The organism is Pseudonocardia sp. TMWB2A (assembly GCF_017312135.1).
Genome location: NZ_QKQY01000002.1, coordinates 6,233,285 through 6,248,047, shown reverse-complemented (window position 1 = coordinate 6,248,047; position 14,763 = coordinate 6,233,285). Strand labels below are relative to the sequence as shown.

Sequence of the window (14,763 nt, the reverse complement as noted above, 5' to 3'; positions counted from 1 at the left end):
GGCGGGACGCACCGGGAGGACACGGACATGACCATCACCCACCCCGCCCAGATCCACGACGCGTTCGAGACGGCCGTCAACGCCGGCGACGTCGACGCCCTGCTCGCCCTCTACGACACCGAGCGCGGCGTCGTCGTCGAGTTCGACGGCAGCGAGACCACCGGCCCGGACGCGCTGCGCACGTCCTTCGAGGCCATGACCGCGACCATCCGCCGGCTGGAGGGGACCGACCGCAAGCTCGTCGTCGCCGACGACGTGGCGCTGACCTCCGCGAGCTGGACCGCCGAGATCGTCCTGCCGGACGGCTCGGTGGTCACCCAGCAGGGCACGACCGCCGAGGTCTCCCGCCGCCGCCCCGACGGCAGCTGGGCCGTCGTCATCGACGACCCGCTGTTCGTCTGACCGGAACCGGACCGACCACCCCGAGGAGGGACCCCATGGGCCCGACCACCACGACCCCGGACGGGGCCGTCGACACCCGCGACATGGTCGTCGTGCACGCCGCGCTGCTGCGGGAGATCCGGTGGGCGCCCGCCGCGGTCGCCCGGGCCACGCCCGGCCCGGCCCGGCGGCGCGCCCGCACCGCCCGGCACCTGCGGCTCGTCCTGGACATGCTGGGCCACCACCACGACGGCGAGGACTGGCTGCTCCTGCCGCTGCTGCGCGAGCGGGCACCGCGCGACGCGCTGCGCACCGTCGAGGCCCGCGAGCACGAGCACGCCGGCATCGAGGACCGTCTCGCCCGCGTCGAGCAGGCACGGGGCCGCTGGCGTGCCGGCGACGACGACGCGGCGCCGGCCCTCGCCGCCGGGCTGGAGGCCCTGCACGACGAGCTCGCCCCCCACCTGCGGGCCGAGGAACGCGAGGTCCTCCCGCTGGCCGGGCAGTACCTGAGCGGGTCCGAGTGGCGGGCGATCGGGGACGCGGGCGTCGCCGCCGTGCCGTCGTCGCAGCTGGTCACGGTGTTCGGGATGCTGATGCACGACGCCGACCCCGAGGTGGTGCGGGGGATGCTGGCGCACGCGCCGGGGCCGGCGCGGCTGCTGCTGCCGCGGATCGCGCCACGGGCCTACGCGCGCCGTCGCCGCGCCGTGCACGGTCCGGAGCGGTCGTGAACGCCGGGGAGCACCGGCACGACCGTCGTTGCTACTGGGACGTGCAGGCCTGCCGGTGGCGCTGCCCGGGGCCTAGTGACCGGCGCGACGCAGCGCCTCCCCGAACACCTCGGTGATGGCGGCGTAGCCGCGGTCGTTGGGGTGGAACCGGTCGGAGGCGAGCTTGCCGCGCCAGTGCCGCGTCCGCGGGTCCCGCAGCTCGGCCAGCACCAGCCCGCGGCGCCGCACGGCGTCGTCGATCAGGCCGTTGACCTGCACCGCCGCGGCGAAGGTGCCCGGCTGGTTGCCGACGACCGTGCCACGCGGGAGCCGGTCGAGCAGGGCCGCGTACCGGCTCCCGACGCCCTCCTGGTGCTTGGGCTGCATCAGGTCGTTCGACCCGATCAGGCACAGCAGCAGGTCGGGGTGCAGCCGCAGCGCCGCCGGCAGCTGCGCGTCGAGGACGTCGTCGACGCGGGCGCCGTACTGGGACAGGTTGACCGTGCGCCAGCCCGGCAGCAGCGGGACCAGCTGCCCGAACCAGCCGCACTCCGGGGCCGACGCACCGACGCCCTGGGCCATCGAGTCGCCCAGCGCGACGCACAGCGGCCCGGTCCGGGCGAGCTCGGCGCGGTTGCGCTGCTCCCAGTACGCGGCGTAGGGCTCGATCTGCTGCTGCACCCGGCGGATCGCGGGCACGAACCGGGACACCGCGGTGATCACCCGGCCCGGCGGGCGCCCGGTCCGGTTGGAGAAGCCGAGATCGCCCGCATCCGTCACGCCGCCAGTGAAGCAGAGGTCGGTGGTGCGCCGCCGTTCCGCGGGCAGCGGACCTGCGGAGATCGTCCTACGGTGGGTCCCATGACGACCGTGGCACTGCTGGGGACCGGGATCATGGGTGCCGGGATGGGGCACAACATCCTCGCCGCCGGGCTGGACCTGCGGGTCTGGAACCGGACCGCGGCGAAGGCGCAGCCGCTCGCGGACGCGGGTGCGGCCCTGCACACCGACCCGGCCGACGCCGTGCGCGGCGCCGATGTGGTCGTGACGATGCTGGGGGACGCCGACGACGTCACCGCCGTCCTGGAACAGGCCGCCGACGGTCTCGCGCCGGGCCAGGTGTGGCTGCAGACCACCACCGTCGGCGTCGAGCCGTTCGACGGGCTCCGCGCGATCGCCGGGCGCCACGGCCTGACCCTGCTCGACGCGCCGGTGCTCGGCACCCGCGCGCCCGCCGAGTCGGGGCAGCTCGTCGTGTTCGTCGCCGGCGACCCCGCGGCGCGCCCGGTCGTCGACCCGGTGCTCGACGCCGTCGGCAGGCAGACCGTCTGGGTCGCCGAGGACAACACCACCGCCCAGGCGAGCCGGCTCAAGCTCGTCGCCAACAGCTGGGTGCTGGCGATCACCGCCGCGACGGGGGAGTCCGTCGCGCTGGCCCAGGGACTCGGGGTGGACCCGCAGGCCTTCCTCGACGCCGTCGCCGGCGGTCCGCTGGACCTGCCCTACCTGCAGAACAAGGCGAAGGCGATCCTCGACGACGACTTCACGCCCAGCTTCACCGTCGACAACGCGGCCAAGGACGCGGGCCTGATCGTCGCCGCGGCGGAGGCCTCGGGCACCCGGCTCGACGTCGCGCCCGCGGTGCGGGACCGGCTGCGGCGGGCGTCGGAGCGCGGGCACGGCGGCGACGACATGGCCGCCGCCTACAAGGCGTCCTGATCACCGGGCCCTGATCACCATCCGCTGATCAGGGCCTGCTCAGGTTCCTCTCAGAGCCGTCGGCGAGACTGGCGCCCATGCGCATTCTGGTGGTCGACGACGACAAGGCGGTCCGGGACTCGCTGCGTCGTTCGCTGGCCTTCAACGGCTACCAGGTCGACCTCGCCGAGGACGGCCAGGTCGCGCTGGACAAGATGCTCACCGACCGGCCCGACGCGCTCGTCCTGGACGTGATGATGCCGCGCGTCGACGGGCTGGAGGTGTGCCGGCGGCTGCGCAGCGCCGGTGACGCGCTCCCGATCCTCGTGCTCACCGCACGCGACGCGGTGTCCGACCGGGTCGCCGGGCTCGACGCCGGCGCCGACGACTACCTGCCCAAGCCGTTCGCGCTGGAGGAGCTGCTTGCCCGGCTGCGGGCGCTGCTGCGCCGCCGCACCCCCGACGCCGACGACGACGCGGGCACCAGCCCCGCGCTCACCTTCGGCGACCTGTCGCTGGACCCCGACACCCGCGAGGTGTCCCGGGGCGGACGGCCGATCAGCCTCACCCGCACCGAGTTCTCCCTGCTGGAGCTGCTGCTCGCGCACCCGCGCCGGGTCCTGACCCGCGCCCAGATCCTCGAGCAGGTGTGGGGCTACGACTTCCCGACCAGCGGCAACGCCCTGGAGGTCTACGTCGGCTACCTGCGTCGCAAGACCGAGGCCGAGGGCGAGCCCCGGCTGATCCACACCGTGCGCGGCGTCGGCTACGTCCTGCGGGACACCCCGCCGTGACCCAGCTGCTCCCGCCCGACGAGGAGCGGGCCGAGCGCTGGTGGCGCCGCGGGCCCGCGGCCGAGCCGGACCGCGAGCGGTTCACGCTGCGCGCCCGGATCGGGGTGCTCGCCGCACTCGTCGCCGCCGCGATGGTGCTGCTCGTGTCCGCCGCCGCGTTCCTCGTCGTGCGCCAGAACCTCACCAGCTCGCTGGACGAGACGCTGCGCCAGCGCGCCTACGCCGCGGCGCAGAGCGACCTGATCGACCCGCGGCTGCTCGCCGCGCTCCCGCCCGACGTGCTCGGCGCGGCCGACCTGCACATCGCGCTCGTCTACTCCTCGGGCGTCGCGACCTCGGCGGACGAGTCGTCGCGGCCGCCGCTGGGGGAGCCGGAGATCGAGGTCGCCCAGGGCGGGCCGACCCAGCCGGGCCGCACCGCCGAGCTCGACGGCGTGCCGTACCGGATCGTCGCGGTCCGGGCCGGGGACGGCCGCGCGCTGGTGCTGGCCCAGCGGCTCGACACGATGACCCGGGTGGTGACCCGGATGGGCACCGCGCTGCCGATCGTCGGGCTGGGCGGCGTCGTGCTCGCCGCGCTCGCCGGGGTCGCGGTCGCCCGGACCGGGCTGCGGCCGGTGCTGCGGCTGACCGCGGCGACCGAACGCGTCGCCAAGACCGGTGACCTGCGCCCGATCCCCATCTCCGGGTCCGACGAGCTCGCCCGGCTCACCCAGTCGTTCAACACGATGCTCGGCGCGCTGGCCGCGTCGCGGGAACAGCAGCGCCGGCTCGTCGCCGACGCCGGGCACGAGCTGCGCACCCCGCTGACCTCGCTGCGCACCAACCTGGAGCTGCTCGCCTCCGCCGACCGGCCGGACACCCCCGACCTGCCCGCCCAGGACCGCACCGAGCTGCTCGACGACGTCCGCGCCCAGGTCGAGGAGCTGTCCCACCTCGTCGGGGACCTCGTCGAGCTCGCCCGCGACGACGCCCCGACCATGACCAGCGAGGCGCTGGAGCTCACCGAGATCGTCGACCGCGCCCTGGACCGGGTGAAGCGACGCGCGGGGGAGGTCGAGTTCGACGTCCACCGCACCCCGTGGATCCTCGACGGCGACGCCAGCGCCCTCGAACGGGCCGTGCTCAACCTGCTCGACAACGCCGTGAAGTGGAGCCCGCCCGGCGGCACGGTGCGACTGTCGATGGTGCCGATCTCGCCGGAGTGGCTGGTCATCGAGGTGGCGGACGCGGGTGACGGGATCGCCGCGGAGGACCTGCCGCACGTGTTCGACCGCTTCTACCGGGCCGACACCTCGCGCACCATGCCCGGCTCCGGGCTGGGGCTGTCGATCGTCGCGCAGGCGGCGGCACGGCACGGGGGAGAGGTGCGGGCCGGACGCGCCCCGGAGGGCGGCGCGCTGCTCTCGATGGCCCTGCCGGGCCGGTACGTGGCGGACCCGGACAGCCCATAGCCTGGTGCGACATCCCGGTGACGGGGTGGTGCATCTGTGAGACGACGGACGGTGGACGCATGACCCAGGACAACCCGCCCGACGAGCCGACCCGCACCGGAGCGGGGACGTCCGGCGGGGCCTCCGGGGACGGGGCCGGCCGCGACGGCGGGACCCCCGCCACCGCGGGACCGGCCGGGTCCTCCGGCGACGCCGGGGAGCCGCGGCAGGGGGACGGCGCGCGTTCCTCCGACGGGGCCTCCGCCGGTCCGGACGGTGCCCCGGCCTCCGGGGGCGGTACGGGTGGGTCGGCCGGCCCGGGGGAGTCCTCCCCGGACACGGCGGGCATCGCCACACCGGACCGCGACACCGCGGCGGCCGGTTCCGGCGACGAGCCCGTGCCGACCCCCGTGACCTCGGGCAGCGGTGCGTCCACCCGGTCCGGCACGACCACCGCGACGACCGCGGCCGGCGCGTCCCCCGCCACCCCGGCGGACGAGGACGCCGCCCCGCACCACGACCACGGCCCCGACACCGAGGCCGTCTCCACCCAGGACCCGCCCACCGACCGCTGGGCCGTGCCCGCCAACCCGTGGGCCCGCCCCGGCTCCACCGCCGCCGACGCGCCCGTCGCGGGCTCCGACGGCGCCACGCCCGACGCGGCCGCCCCGGACACCCCGACCGACACGACGCCGGTGCCGGCGGACGGCACCCGGGAGCTCCCGGCGCACCCGGACGCGACCGGCGCGGCCGCCCCCGGCGAGCCCGCCCCGCCCCCGTGGGCGGTCGGCGCGCCGCCCGCACCGCGGCGTCCGCCCGGCCGCGGCCGCCGGGGTGTCGTCCTGGTCGCGGCCGGGCTGCTCGTCGCGCTGGTCGCGGGCGCCCTCGGCGGCCTGATCGGCGCGCGCCTCGCGGGCGGGTCGGGGGGCACGGCGCCGTCCGGCTCGGTCGAGGCCGTCGCCGAGAAGGTGCTGCCCGCCGTCGTGCAGATCCGCGTCGACGGCGGCGCGGGCAACGTCGGTGACCGCGGCGAGGGCTCCGGCATGATCGTCGGCAAGGACGGCCTGATCCTCACCAACAACCACGTCGTCGCCCCGGCGGCCCAGGGCGGCACGCTGCGCGTGGTCCTGCAGGACGGCCGCACCGCCATCGGGACGATCGTGGGGCAGGACCCGCAGTCCGACATCGCGCTCGTCCGCACCGACCTGCCGGGCCTGAGCACGGTCGAGCTCGGCGACTCCGACCGCGTCCGGGTCGGTCAGCAGGTCACCGCGTTCGGGTCGCCGCTCGGGCTCGGCGGGTCGGTCACCACCGGCATCGTCTCGGCCGTCGACCGGGCCGTCGGCATCCCCGCCGAGTCGGGCGCGCCCGGGGCGAGCGACACCGTGCTGAACGCGATCCAGACCGACGCCGCGATCAACCCCGGCAACTCCGGGGGCCCGCTGGTGGACTCCGACGGCCGGGTCGTCGGCATCAACTCCGCCATCGCGACGGCCGGGCCGGGCGGCGGCTCGATCGGCGTCGGCTTCTCCATCCCGATCAACCAGGCCCGCCGGATCGCCGACCAGCTGCGCGGCGGCGGCAAGGCCACGCACGCCGTGCTCGGCGTGACCGTCGGCAACGACCCGCAGCTGCGCGGCGCGGTGATCCAGGAGGTCACCCCGGACGGCGCGGCCGCGAAGGCCGGGCTGCGCCTGCAGGAGATCGTCGCCCGGCTCGGCGACCAGCGGATCACCACCGGCACCGACCTGCAGGCCGCGGTGCGGTCGCAGCCGCCGGGCAGCGTCGTCCAGCTGGAGGTCGTCGACGCCGGCGGGGCGACCCGGACCGTCGAGGTGACGCTGGGCGAGCAGTGAGGGCCTCCCCGGGTGCCGTCCGTCCGACCGGACGGGGCCGGGTGGGTGGCACGCACCGCACGTCGTTGACGGGTGAAGAACCGGCGTGATGGGGTGTCCCCGTATCCGGTGGTGCCCCACCGAATGCGCCCGGAGCGTCGTGTCGGTGCCGGTCCCCCCTCCCCGCACCGGCACGGCCTCCCCGGGGCCGCGCCCCGGCCGACGCTAGGGTGACCGCCATGGAGATGTCGGGTCCGCAGATCGGCCGTGCCCTCGTGGTGATCGTCGACGACCGGGTCAGTGCGGGTGAGCGGTCCGACGGCACCGGGCCGCTGGTCACCGAGCTGCTGGAGGAGGCCCACTTCCTCGTCGACGGCGTGGTCTCGGCCCCCGGCGACGTGGTGGCCATCCGCAGCGCGCTGAACACCGCCGTGATCGGCGGCGTCGACCTGGTGGTGACCGTCGGCGGCACGGGCGTGTCGCCCCGCGACGTCACGCCGGACGCCACCACCGGTGTCCTCGACCGGCCGGTGCCGGGGATCGCCGAGGCCATCCGCGCCTCCGGCCTCGCCGCCGGCGCGGTCGACGCCGGGGTGTCCCGTGGGGTCGTCGGCGTCTCGGGCAGCACGCTGGTGGTCAACCTGGCCGCGTCCCGCGCCGCCGTCCGCGACGGCATGGCGACGCTGACCCCGCTCGTCCCGCACGTCATCTCGGAGCTGTCCGGCCTCGACGACTGACCGGCCCCACGGGCCGGTCGCACGACCGGTCACACGACGCGAACGGGCCCCGGCGGAAGCCGGGGCCCGTTCGTCGTGTGCGGGTCAGTTCGCCGGGGGCACCGGCGGGACGCCGCCGTCGTCCTTGCGCTCCGGCGGCACCGGCGGCACGGCCGGCGGCTGCTGCGACGCGGCCGGGTTGCCCTCCGGCGCCAATGCGTCACCCCCGGGCTGGGCGGGCGGCACCGGTGGGACGGCGCCGCCGTGCGTGCCGGCGCCCGGAGCGGCCGGGTCGGTGTGCCCGAGTGCGCCCTCGACCTTCCCCTTCACACCGTCGATCTGCTCGGAGTACTTGCCGCCGGTGGCCTGGTCGACCTTCTCGGCGGCCTTCTCGACGAGCGGGCCCGCCTTCTCCTTGGCCTTCTCCAGGTGCGGGCCGGCCTGCTCCATCGCCTTGTCCAGGTGCGGCTTCGCCTTCTCGATCGCGTTCTCGGCCGCCTCGCGTGCCTTGTCCAGGAACCCCATGAGCGGTCCACCTCTCCTGTCGTCGCCCGGGTGCCCGGGCGGATGCGTACGGCTGACCCCATGGTGTCACCCGGACGCGTCGCCGTGGGGCGTCGCGAGCACGGCACGGCACGGTGACGCGGGATCGGTGTCCACCCGCGCCGCCCGCGCACGGCACCATGGGGTCATGAGCGAGCCCGCGGACCGGATGCGCCGACGGATCGAGGAGATCTTCGGCGACGACCCCTCGACCACCGCCGACGAGCGGGCCGACTACGGCGCCGCCGACGAGCGCGACACCGCGGACCCCGACCGCTGGTTCACCGAGAACCGCCCCCCGCACCACGGCGGCTGACCGGCCGGGCGTCCGGGGGAGGGCTGCTCAGCGCAGGGTGACCGTGACGTCGCCGGCCAGCGTCGCCGCGGCCACCGCGGTCGCCTCCGCCTCGGGCAGTGCGACCAGCACCAGCGGTCCCGGGTCCGCCCGCGCCCCGGCGGCCCCGGGGGCGGGTGGCAGCACCGCCACCACCCCGGCCCGGGCGGCCAGCACACGCGCGCCGTCCGGGCCGCCCGCCACGACGTCCACCCGGGAGCCGGGGGACAGCAGTGCGGCCACCGCCGGGTCGGCCGGGCGCAGCGGCACCGCCGAGGCGCCCGGCCCACCGGTGACGACGGCGAGCGCGGACCCGACCAGCCGCAGCTCGCCGATCGGCTCGCCCGCGGTCACCGGTCCGGCGAGCAGCCGCCCGGCCACCGCGTCGGGCCCGGTCAGCGCACCGGCGGGGGCAAGGGCGGGCGGCCAGGAGGCCACGACGACGTCGGCCGGGCCCAGCGCCGTGCCGGGGGCGAGGTCACGGGCCGCGACCAGCACCGGGACCCGCTCGTCACCCGCGGCGGGGAGCAGTGCCACCACCACGGCCGCGACCGCGAGGGCGGCGGCCAGCACCCGGCGGGCCAGCAACGCCCGTGACCAGGAGGGCCGCCGTAGCAGCCGGTCCCACGGGCGGTCCGCCCGCTGTGTCTGCTCCGCCATGGCCGCCCCTCCGCCGTCGTCGTTCCGACGCTAGGGCGGGACACGGCCGATGACGGGCCGATCCACCGGCCTGTGGACAACCCGGCCGGTTGTGGACGGATCAGGAAGCGGCGGCCTTCGAGGACGACGTGCCGGCCGAGCTCGACGAGGAGCTCGACGACGAGGAGTCCGAGGAGGACGAGGAGCTCGACGAGGACGTGGAGTCCGAGGACGACGAGCTCGACGAGGAGCTGTCGGACTTCGCCGACTCCGACGAGGAGCCGGACCCGCTGCTCACCGAGCCCGAGCGGGAGTCGGTGCGGTAGAAGCCGCTGCCCTTGAACACGATGCCCACCGAGGAGAAGACCTTGCGCAGCTTCCCGCCGCAGTTCGGGCAGGTGCTGAGGGCGTCGTCGGAGAACGACTGCACCGCCTCGAAGCGGTGGTCACACGCGGTGCATGCGTACTGGTAGGTCGGCACAACATCCTCCGGACGAACTGGGGCGGTGCCCGCCCGCGGGCTGGCACTCGGCGAGAGCGAGTGCCAGCATACTCCGAGGCAACGGTCGCTCCGACCCGTCCACACGGTCAGGGCGAGAGATGCACCACCCCGTCCCGGGGCAGGACGACCGCCCCCACCGCGACGTCGTGGTCCTCGGCCGGGACGTCGTCGAGCAGCTCGCCGTCGTGCAGCGGGACGACCAGCAGGGCGCCGGGCGCGGCGAGCGCGAGCGTCCGGTCGTAGAAGCCGCCGCCGCGGCCCAGGCGCCGCCCGTGCCGGTCGACGGCCAGCGCGGGCACCACGACCAGGCCGGCCGACGCGAGCGCGGCGGGCCCGAGCCGGGGACCGGTCGGCTCGACGACCCCGAGCGGCCCGGGGGCCAGGTCGTCCGGGCCGCGGTAGGCGGTCCAGTCCAGCGGTCCCGGCGCGTCCGGGACCACCGGGGCGAGGACCTCGTGACCGGCGGCGACCAGCGCGTCGGGCAGCGACGGCACGCCCGGTCCCGCCCCGCCGGGTTCGGTGCCGATCGGCAGGTAGCAGGCCACCGGGCCGGGCGTCGCGGCGGCGAGCGCGCACAGGTGCGCGGACAGCGCGGCGGTCGTCGCGGCCCGGTCGGCGACCGGGCGCCCGCGACGCTCCGCCAGCAGCGTGCGCCGCAGCGACCGCTTGGCGTCAGCGGCTCGTCCACCCTGATCAGGCGACGATCCACCCCTGTCCTCCGCGCGAGCCGTCACGGCTCCAGGCTAGAGCTGTGGCTAGGCTCGCCGACCATGAGCGTGCAGACGTCCAGCGGCACCGGGGCCTTCCGCACCGCCGTCGTCCCGGCGGCGGGTCTGGGCACCCGGTTCCTGCCGACGACCAAGGCCGTGCCGAAGGAGCTGCTCCCCGTCGTCGACACGCCCGGGATCGAGCTGGTCGCCGCGGAGGCCGCCGAGGCCGGCGCACAGCGGCTGCTGATCGTGACCTCCCCGGGCAAGGACTCGGTCGCGGCCTACTTCCGCACCGACGACGACCTGGTGAAGACCCTGGAGGGCCGCGGCAAGGGCGAGCTGGCGGACAAGGTCCGCCGCGCCCCCGGCCTGCTCGAGGTCGACTCGGTGTACCAGTACGAGCCCAAGGGCCTCGGCCACGCCGTCGCCCAGGCCGGCCCGGCACTGGAGGACGACGAGCAGGCCGTCGCCGTCCTGCTGCCCGACGACCTGGTCCTCCCGACCGGGGTCCTCGCCCGCATGGCGCAGGTCCGCGAGGAGCACGGCGGCAGCGTCCTCTGCGCCTTCGACGTGCCGCGCGAGCAGATCTCGGCCTACGGCGTCTTCGAGGTCTCCGACACCGGCGACGACGACGTCAAGCAGGTCCACGGGATGGTCGAGAAGCCTGCCCCGGACGAGGCCCCGTCGACCTTCGCCGCGGCCGGTCGCTACCTGCTCGACCGCGCGATCTTCGACGCGCTGGACCGGATCACCCCCGGCGCGGGCGGTGAGCTGCAGCTGACCGACGCCGTCGCGCTGCTGATCTCCGAGGGGCACCCGGTGCACGTCGTCGTGCACCGCGGCGGGCGCCACGACCTGGGCAACCCCGCCGGGTACGCGCGGGCCTACGTCGACTTCATGCTGCAGCACCCGGAGTACGGCGAGGACCTGCGGACCTGGCTGAACGAGCGACTGAAGGACTGAGAGTGCGCACGGTCACCGATCACCTGTCCCGGATCCTGGACGTGGCGGTGCGCCCGGCCCCGGTGCGCGTCGCGATCACCGACGCGCAGGGGCTGCGCAGCGCCGAGGAGGTCGTCGCGGCGCGTCCGCTGCCGGTCTTCGACCAGGCCGCGATCGACGGCTACGCGGTGCGCAGCGTCGACGTGGCCGGGGCCACCGACGCCTCCCCGGTCACCGTCCCGGTGGTGGGGGAGATCGCCGCCGGGTCCCGTCAGCCGCTGCGGCTGCAGCCCGGCCAGGCCGTCCGCGTCGCGGCGGGGGCGCCGCTGCCGACCCTCGCCGACGCCGTCGCGCCGCTGGGGTGGACCGACGGCGGCACCGCGCGCCTCACGATCCGGCGCGGCGTGCCGTCGGCCGGCTTCGTGCGCCGGGTGGGGGAGGACGTCCAGTCCGGTGACGTCGCCGTCCGCGAGGGCGACGTCGTCGGCTCGGCCCAGGTCGCGATGCTCGCCGCTGCGGGCCGGGACAAGCTGCTGGTGCACCCGCGGCCGCGGGTGTCGGTCGTCTCGGTCGGCGACGAGCTGGTGGAGGTGAGCCGCTCGGCGTCGTCCGGGCAGGTCGCCGACGTCTGCTCGCACGCCGTGGTCGCCGCCGCCCGCGAGGCGGGCGCGGAGACCAACCGGCCCCGCACCGTCGGCGGCAGCGCCGCGGAGATCCGTGGCGCCGTCGAGGACCTGCTGCCGGCGTCGGAGATCGTCGTGGTCTGCGGTGCGGGCGGCGGGACGACCGCGGCCGAGGCCAAGAGCGGGCTCGCCGACCTCGGTGGCATCGACGACACCCGCGTCGCGATGCACCCCGGTTCCGCGCAGGGCTACGGCCGGCTCGGCCCGGACGCCGTGCCGGTGTTCCTGTTCCCGTCGCACCCGGCGACCGCGCTGGTGCTGTTCGAGGTGTTCGTCCGGCCGCTGATCCGGCTGGCGCTGGGCCAGGAGCCGATGCGGCGCACCTGGACCGCCCGGCTGACCTCCCCGATCGTCTCCCCGGCCGGGCGCCGGTCCTACATCCCGGCGCGGCTGCTGCGCTCCGACGACGGCGGCGAGCTGCTCGCCCAGCCGCTCGGGGTGTCGGGCACCCACCTGCTGGCCGTGTTGTCCGAGGTCAACGCGCTGGCGGTCATCGACGAGGACGTGACCGAGATGACCGTCAGTGAGCACGTCGAGCTGGTTCCCCGCGGGCGGAACTGAGCCGCGTGCCGCCGTCCGCCGTCCCCGAACCGCCCGGCGGTCACCCCGGCTGGCCCGCCGTCCTCGGACCGCTGCGGGTGCGCGGGCACGAGGTGGGGCTGCGCCCGGTACGGCTGCGCGACGGCGGTGACTGGGCCCGGATCCGGGTGCGCGACGAGCACTTCCTGCGCCCCTGGGAGCCGACGACCTACGGCGGGTGGTCCCGCCGCAACTCCGGGGTGGAGTGGCCCGGCCGCTGGTGGCTGCTGCGCGGGGCCGCCCGGCGCGGGCTGTCGCTGCCGTTCGCGATCACCGTCGACGGCGCGATGGCCGGCCACGTCATGGTCGGCAACGTCGTGCGGGAGCCGCTGCTGTCGGGCTACGTCGGCTACTGGCTCGACTCGACCCTGGGCGGGCGCGGGATCACCACCGCGGCCGTCGCGCTCGTCCTGGACCACTGCTTCGGCCCGGTCCGGCTGCACCGGATCGAGGCCACGGTCCGCCCGGAGAACGTGGCCAGCATCGCCGTGCTCGCCCGGCTCGGGCTGCGCCGCGAGGGACTGCTGCAGCGCTACCTCGACGTCGACGGCGCCTGGCGCGACCACTACGCCTACGCGGTGACCGCCGAGGAGGTCCCGCCGGGTGGTTTCGCGGCCCGGCTGGTGCGGGACGGACGCGCCTCGCGGGCCTGACCCTGCGCAGCGCCCGCACCTCGTTCGATCACTCACCGGAGTCACACGTGTACCGCACGTCCCTGGTTTCGCACCGTCCGTCCGAGGGACCACGGCGCGTCGCGACCCGGGTGCGGACGTCCGCCCGATTACGGTGATCGGTGGTGGCGCGGATCGGGGCCGTTCCACCGGGTGGACTGCGCCGGTCGGGGGAGGAGGCAGCCGTGCCCAGCTCTCTGATCTTCGTGGGTCTGGTCGTGCTCTGGCTGCTGATCCTCGTTCCGACCGTCGCCCGGCGTCAGCAGGAAGTGGCCCGGCTCAGCCCGGCGCTGCTGTCCGGGCGGGTGCTGGAACGTCCCGCGCGGCATCGACACCCGGAGGTTCTTGTGACACAGCGATCCGGTCCGACCACGGTCGGCGAGCTGGCGGAGGCGCGGGACGACGTCCCCGCTCCCCGCGAGCGCTCCGACGAGGCCGACCACTACGCCTACGACGACGTCGAGGACACCGAGATCGACGACGAGGGCCGGGTCCGCGGCCCCGGGGGCGCCGACCACGACCTCGTCGACCACGACGACGACGTCGATCCCGACGAGCGGGTCCGGTCGGACCGGGAGCGCGACCCCCGGTCCGACGACGACCACGAGCCCGCCGGGCCCGTCGACGCCGACGACGAGCACGGGGCCGACGCCGACGGCCTCGACGAGGTCGACGAGGAGGGCTGGTCCCGCCCGCCGGCCCGCTACCGCCCCGGCCGCGGGGGCTTCGACCCCGAGGCCGCCGCCGCGGCCGCGCACGCCAAGTACGCGTTCCGCCAGCGCGTCGTCCTCGGTCTGCTGGTCCTGCTGCTCGCCGCCGGTGCGGCCGCGCTGCTGGTCTCGACGGTGTTCTGGTGGGTCACCGGTGTCGTCGGCGCGGGCCTGGTCGGCTACCTGACCTACCTGCGCCGCCAGGTCCGCATCGAGGAGGGCATCCGGGCCCGCCGCGCCGCGCGCCTGGCCGGCACCCGGCAGTCCCCGGCCGCCGACGACCCCGAGCTCGACGAGTGGGCCCACCGCGGCCGCGACGCCTCCGCCGAGGAGCGGGCCGACGACGAGATCCGCGCGACCGCGGCCCCCGTCACCGCGGGCGCCGACGAGGACGACGACTGGACCGCCGACGACGGCGAGCCCACCCGGGTGCGCGGCACCGGCGAGCCGCTGGGTGTGCTCCCTGCCCGCGGCCGCACCGTCGAGGGACCCGTCGGGACCGAGCACGAGTCGTCGCTCCCGCGCCTCGCCGCGGCCCCGCCGCCGCCCGTCCCGGCCGGGACGTCGCTGGTCGACGTGGACGCCGAGGAGGAGCCCGACGAGTTCGACACGGGTACCCCCCACCGGCGTGCGGTGGGTGAATAGGGGTCTGTTAGGGTTCTTCAGGTCAGCCCGCGAGGGCGGGCCTGATACACCTGGGGCTGTAGCGCAGTTGGTAGCGCGTCTCGTTCGCATCGAGAAGGTCAGGGGTTCGATTCCCCTCAGCTCCACCACCATCTGATTTCTGTCCACGGACGTTCCGTTCGCGAAGGGCCGTTCTCCCCCAGGGGAGGGCGGCCCTTCGTGCGTTCCGGGGCCGGATCCCGCGCCCGCCGCCGCC

17 protein-coding genes and 1 tRNA gene are annotated in these 14,763 nt (G+C 76.1%); 13 read left to right on the top strand and 5 right to left on the bottom strand.

Annotated elements, in window-relative coordinates; genetic code table 11:
• Positions 1-27: 27 nt before the first annotated feature.
• Together DMP17_RS43780 and DMP17_RS43775 are read left to right on the top strand one after the other, a co-directional pair.
• Positions 28-402, top strand: a complete 375-nt coding sequence (locus DMP17_RS43780; RefSeq protein WP_226355114.1) for a YybH family protein — start codon at positions 28-30, stop codon at positions 400-402.
• Between the two features lie 35 nt (positions 403-437).
• Positions 438-1,115, top strand: a complete 678-nt coding sequence (locus DMP17_RS43775) for a hemerythrin domain-containing protein (RefSeq protein WP_337832557.1) — start codon at positions 438-440, stop codon at positions 1,113-1,115.
• A gap of 72 nt (positions 1,116-1,187) precedes the next feature.
• On the opposite strand, the gene DMP17_RS43770 is transcribed toward DMP17_RS43775, so the two are convergent.
• A complete protein-coding gene (locus tag DMP17_RS43770; protein ID WP_226355116.1) occupies positions 1,188-1,874 on the bottom strand; it encodes an SGNH/GDSL hydrolase family protein in 687 nt (228 codons plus the stop codon).
• Positions 1,875-1,955: 81 nt separating this feature from the next.
• Here DMP17_RS43770 and DMP17_RS43765 point away from each other — a divergent pair, with 81 nt between their 5' ends.
• The 5 genes from DMP17_RS43765 to DMP17_RS43745 all read left to right on the top strand — a co-directional run bounded on the left by DMP17_RS43765 (position 1,956) and on the right by DMP17_RS43745 (position 7,591).
• The gene (locus tag DMP17_RS43765; protein ID WP_226355117.1) at positions 1,956-2,813 is read left to right on the top strand and encodes an NAD(P)-dependent oxidoreductase; all 858 of its coding nucleotides are present in this window, start codon (positions 1,956-1,958) and stop codon (positions 2,811-2,813) included.
• Positions 2,814-2,890: 77 nt separating this feature from the next.
• Complete coding sequence (locus tag DMP17_RS43760) at positions 2,891-3,586, top strand: response regulator transcription factor (protein ID WP_073577591.1); 696 nt, start codon at positions 2,891-2,893, stop codon at positions 3,584-3,586.
• Between the two features lie 5 nt (positions 3,587-3,591).
• Positions 3,592-5,040 (top strand): sensor histidine kinase, encoded by a 1,449-nt coding sequence (locus DMP17_RS43755; protein ID WP_264199045.1) that lies wholly within the window; start codon positions 3,592-3,594, stop codon positions 5,038-5,040.
• A 59-nt stretch (positions 5,041-5,099) separates the two neighbouring features.
• A complete protein-coding gene (locus DMP17_RS43750; RefSeq protein ID WP_337832556.1) occupies positions 5,100-6,875 on the top strand; it encodes a trypsin-like peptidase domain-containing protein in 1,776 nt (591 codons plus the stop codon).
• 224 nt (positions 6,876-7,099) lie between these two features.
• Positions 7,100-7,591 (top strand): MogA/MoaB family molybdenum cofactor biosynthesis protein, encoded by a 492-nt coding sequence (locus DMP17_RS43745; protein WP_373324192.1) that lies wholly within the window; start codon positions 7,100-7,102, stop codon positions 7,589-7,591.
• An 84-nt stretch (positions 7,592-7,675) separates the two neighbouring features.
• Here DMP17_RS43745 and DMP17_RS43740 read toward each other — a convergent pair whose 3' ends face one another.
• Positions 7,676-8,095 (bottom strand): antitoxin, encoded by a 420-nt coding sequence (locus DMP17_RS43740; protein ID WP_337832555.1) that lies wholly within the window; start codon positions 8,093-8,095, stop codon positions 7,676-7,678.
• A 166-nt stretch (positions 8,096-8,261) separates the two neighbouring features.
• On the opposite strand from DMP17_RS43740, the gene DMP17_RS43735 reads away from it, so the two are divergent.
• Positions 8,262-8,429: a hypothetical protein gene (locus DMP17_RS43735; protein ID WP_167379102.1), complete on the top strand. Its 168-nt coding sequence runs from the start codon at positions 8,262-8,264 to the stop codon at positions 8,427-8,429.
• Positions 8,430-8,456: 27 nt separating this feature from the next.
• Here DMP17_RS43735 and DMP17_RS43730 read toward each other — a convergent pair whose 3' ends face one another.
• From DMP17_RS43730 to DMP17_RS43720, 3 genes are all read right to left on the bottom strand, one after another.
• Positions 8,457-9,107, bottom strand: a complete 651-nt coding sequence (locus DMP17_RS43730) for an SAF domain-containing protein (RefSeq protein WP_337832554.1) — start codon at positions 9,105-9,107, stop codon at positions 8,457-8,459.
• Positions 9,108-9,207: 100 nt separating this feature from the next.
• Positions 9,208-9,567, bottom strand: coding sequence for an FmdB family zinc ribbon protein (locus DMP17_RS43725; protein WP_226364509.1), 360 nt, complete (start codon positions 9,565-9,567; stop codon positions 9,208-9,210).
• Between the two features lie 107 nt (positions 9,568-9,674).
• On the bottom strand, positions 9,675-10,322 hold the full coding sequence (locus DMP17_RS43720) for a 5-formyltetrahydrofolate cyclo-ligase (RefSeq protein WP_226364508.1): 648 nt from the start codon (positions 10,320-10,322) through the stop codon (positions 9,675-9,677).
• 36 nt (positions 10,323-10,358) lie between these two features.
• Here DMP17_RS43720 and DMP17_RS43715 point away from each other — a divergent pair, with 36 nt between their 5' ends.
• The 5 genes from DMP17_RS43715 (at position 10,359) to DMP17_RS43695 (ending at position 14,656) form a co-directional block, all read left to right on the top strand.
• Complete coding sequence (locus DMP17_RS43715) at positions 10,359-11,261, top strand: UTP--glucose-1-phosphate uridylyltransferase (protein WP_337832553.1); 903 nt, start codon at positions 10,359-10,361, stop codon at positions 11,259-11,261.
• A 2-nt stretch (positions 11,262-11,263) separates the two neighbouring features.
• Positions 11,264-12,484, top strand: a complete 1,221-nt coding sequence (gene glp, locus DMP17_RS43710) for a molybdotransferase-like divisome protein Glp (protein WP_337832552.1) — start codon at positions 11,264-11,266, stop codon at positions 12,482-12,484.
• Between the two features lie 5 nt (positions 12,485-12,489).
• Complete coding sequence (locus DMP17_RS43705; protein ID WP_226355126.1) at positions 12,490-13,155, top strand: GNAT family N-acetyltransferase; 666 nt, start codon at positions 12,490-12,492, stop codon at positions 13,153-13,155.
• A 203-nt stretch (positions 13,156-13,358) separates the two neighbouring features.
• On the top strand, positions 13,359-14,528 hold the full coding sequence (gene sepX / locus DMP17_RS43700) for a divisome protein SepX/GlpR (RefSeq protein WP_443217961.1): 1,170 nt from the start codon (positions 13,359-13,361) through the stop codon (positions 14,526-14,528).
• A gap of 52 nt (positions 14,529-14,580) precedes the next feature.
• Positions 14,581-14,656: transfer RNA gene (locus DMP17_RS43695), tRNA-Ala, on the top strand.
• Positions 14,657-14,763: the final 107 nt, after the last annotated feature.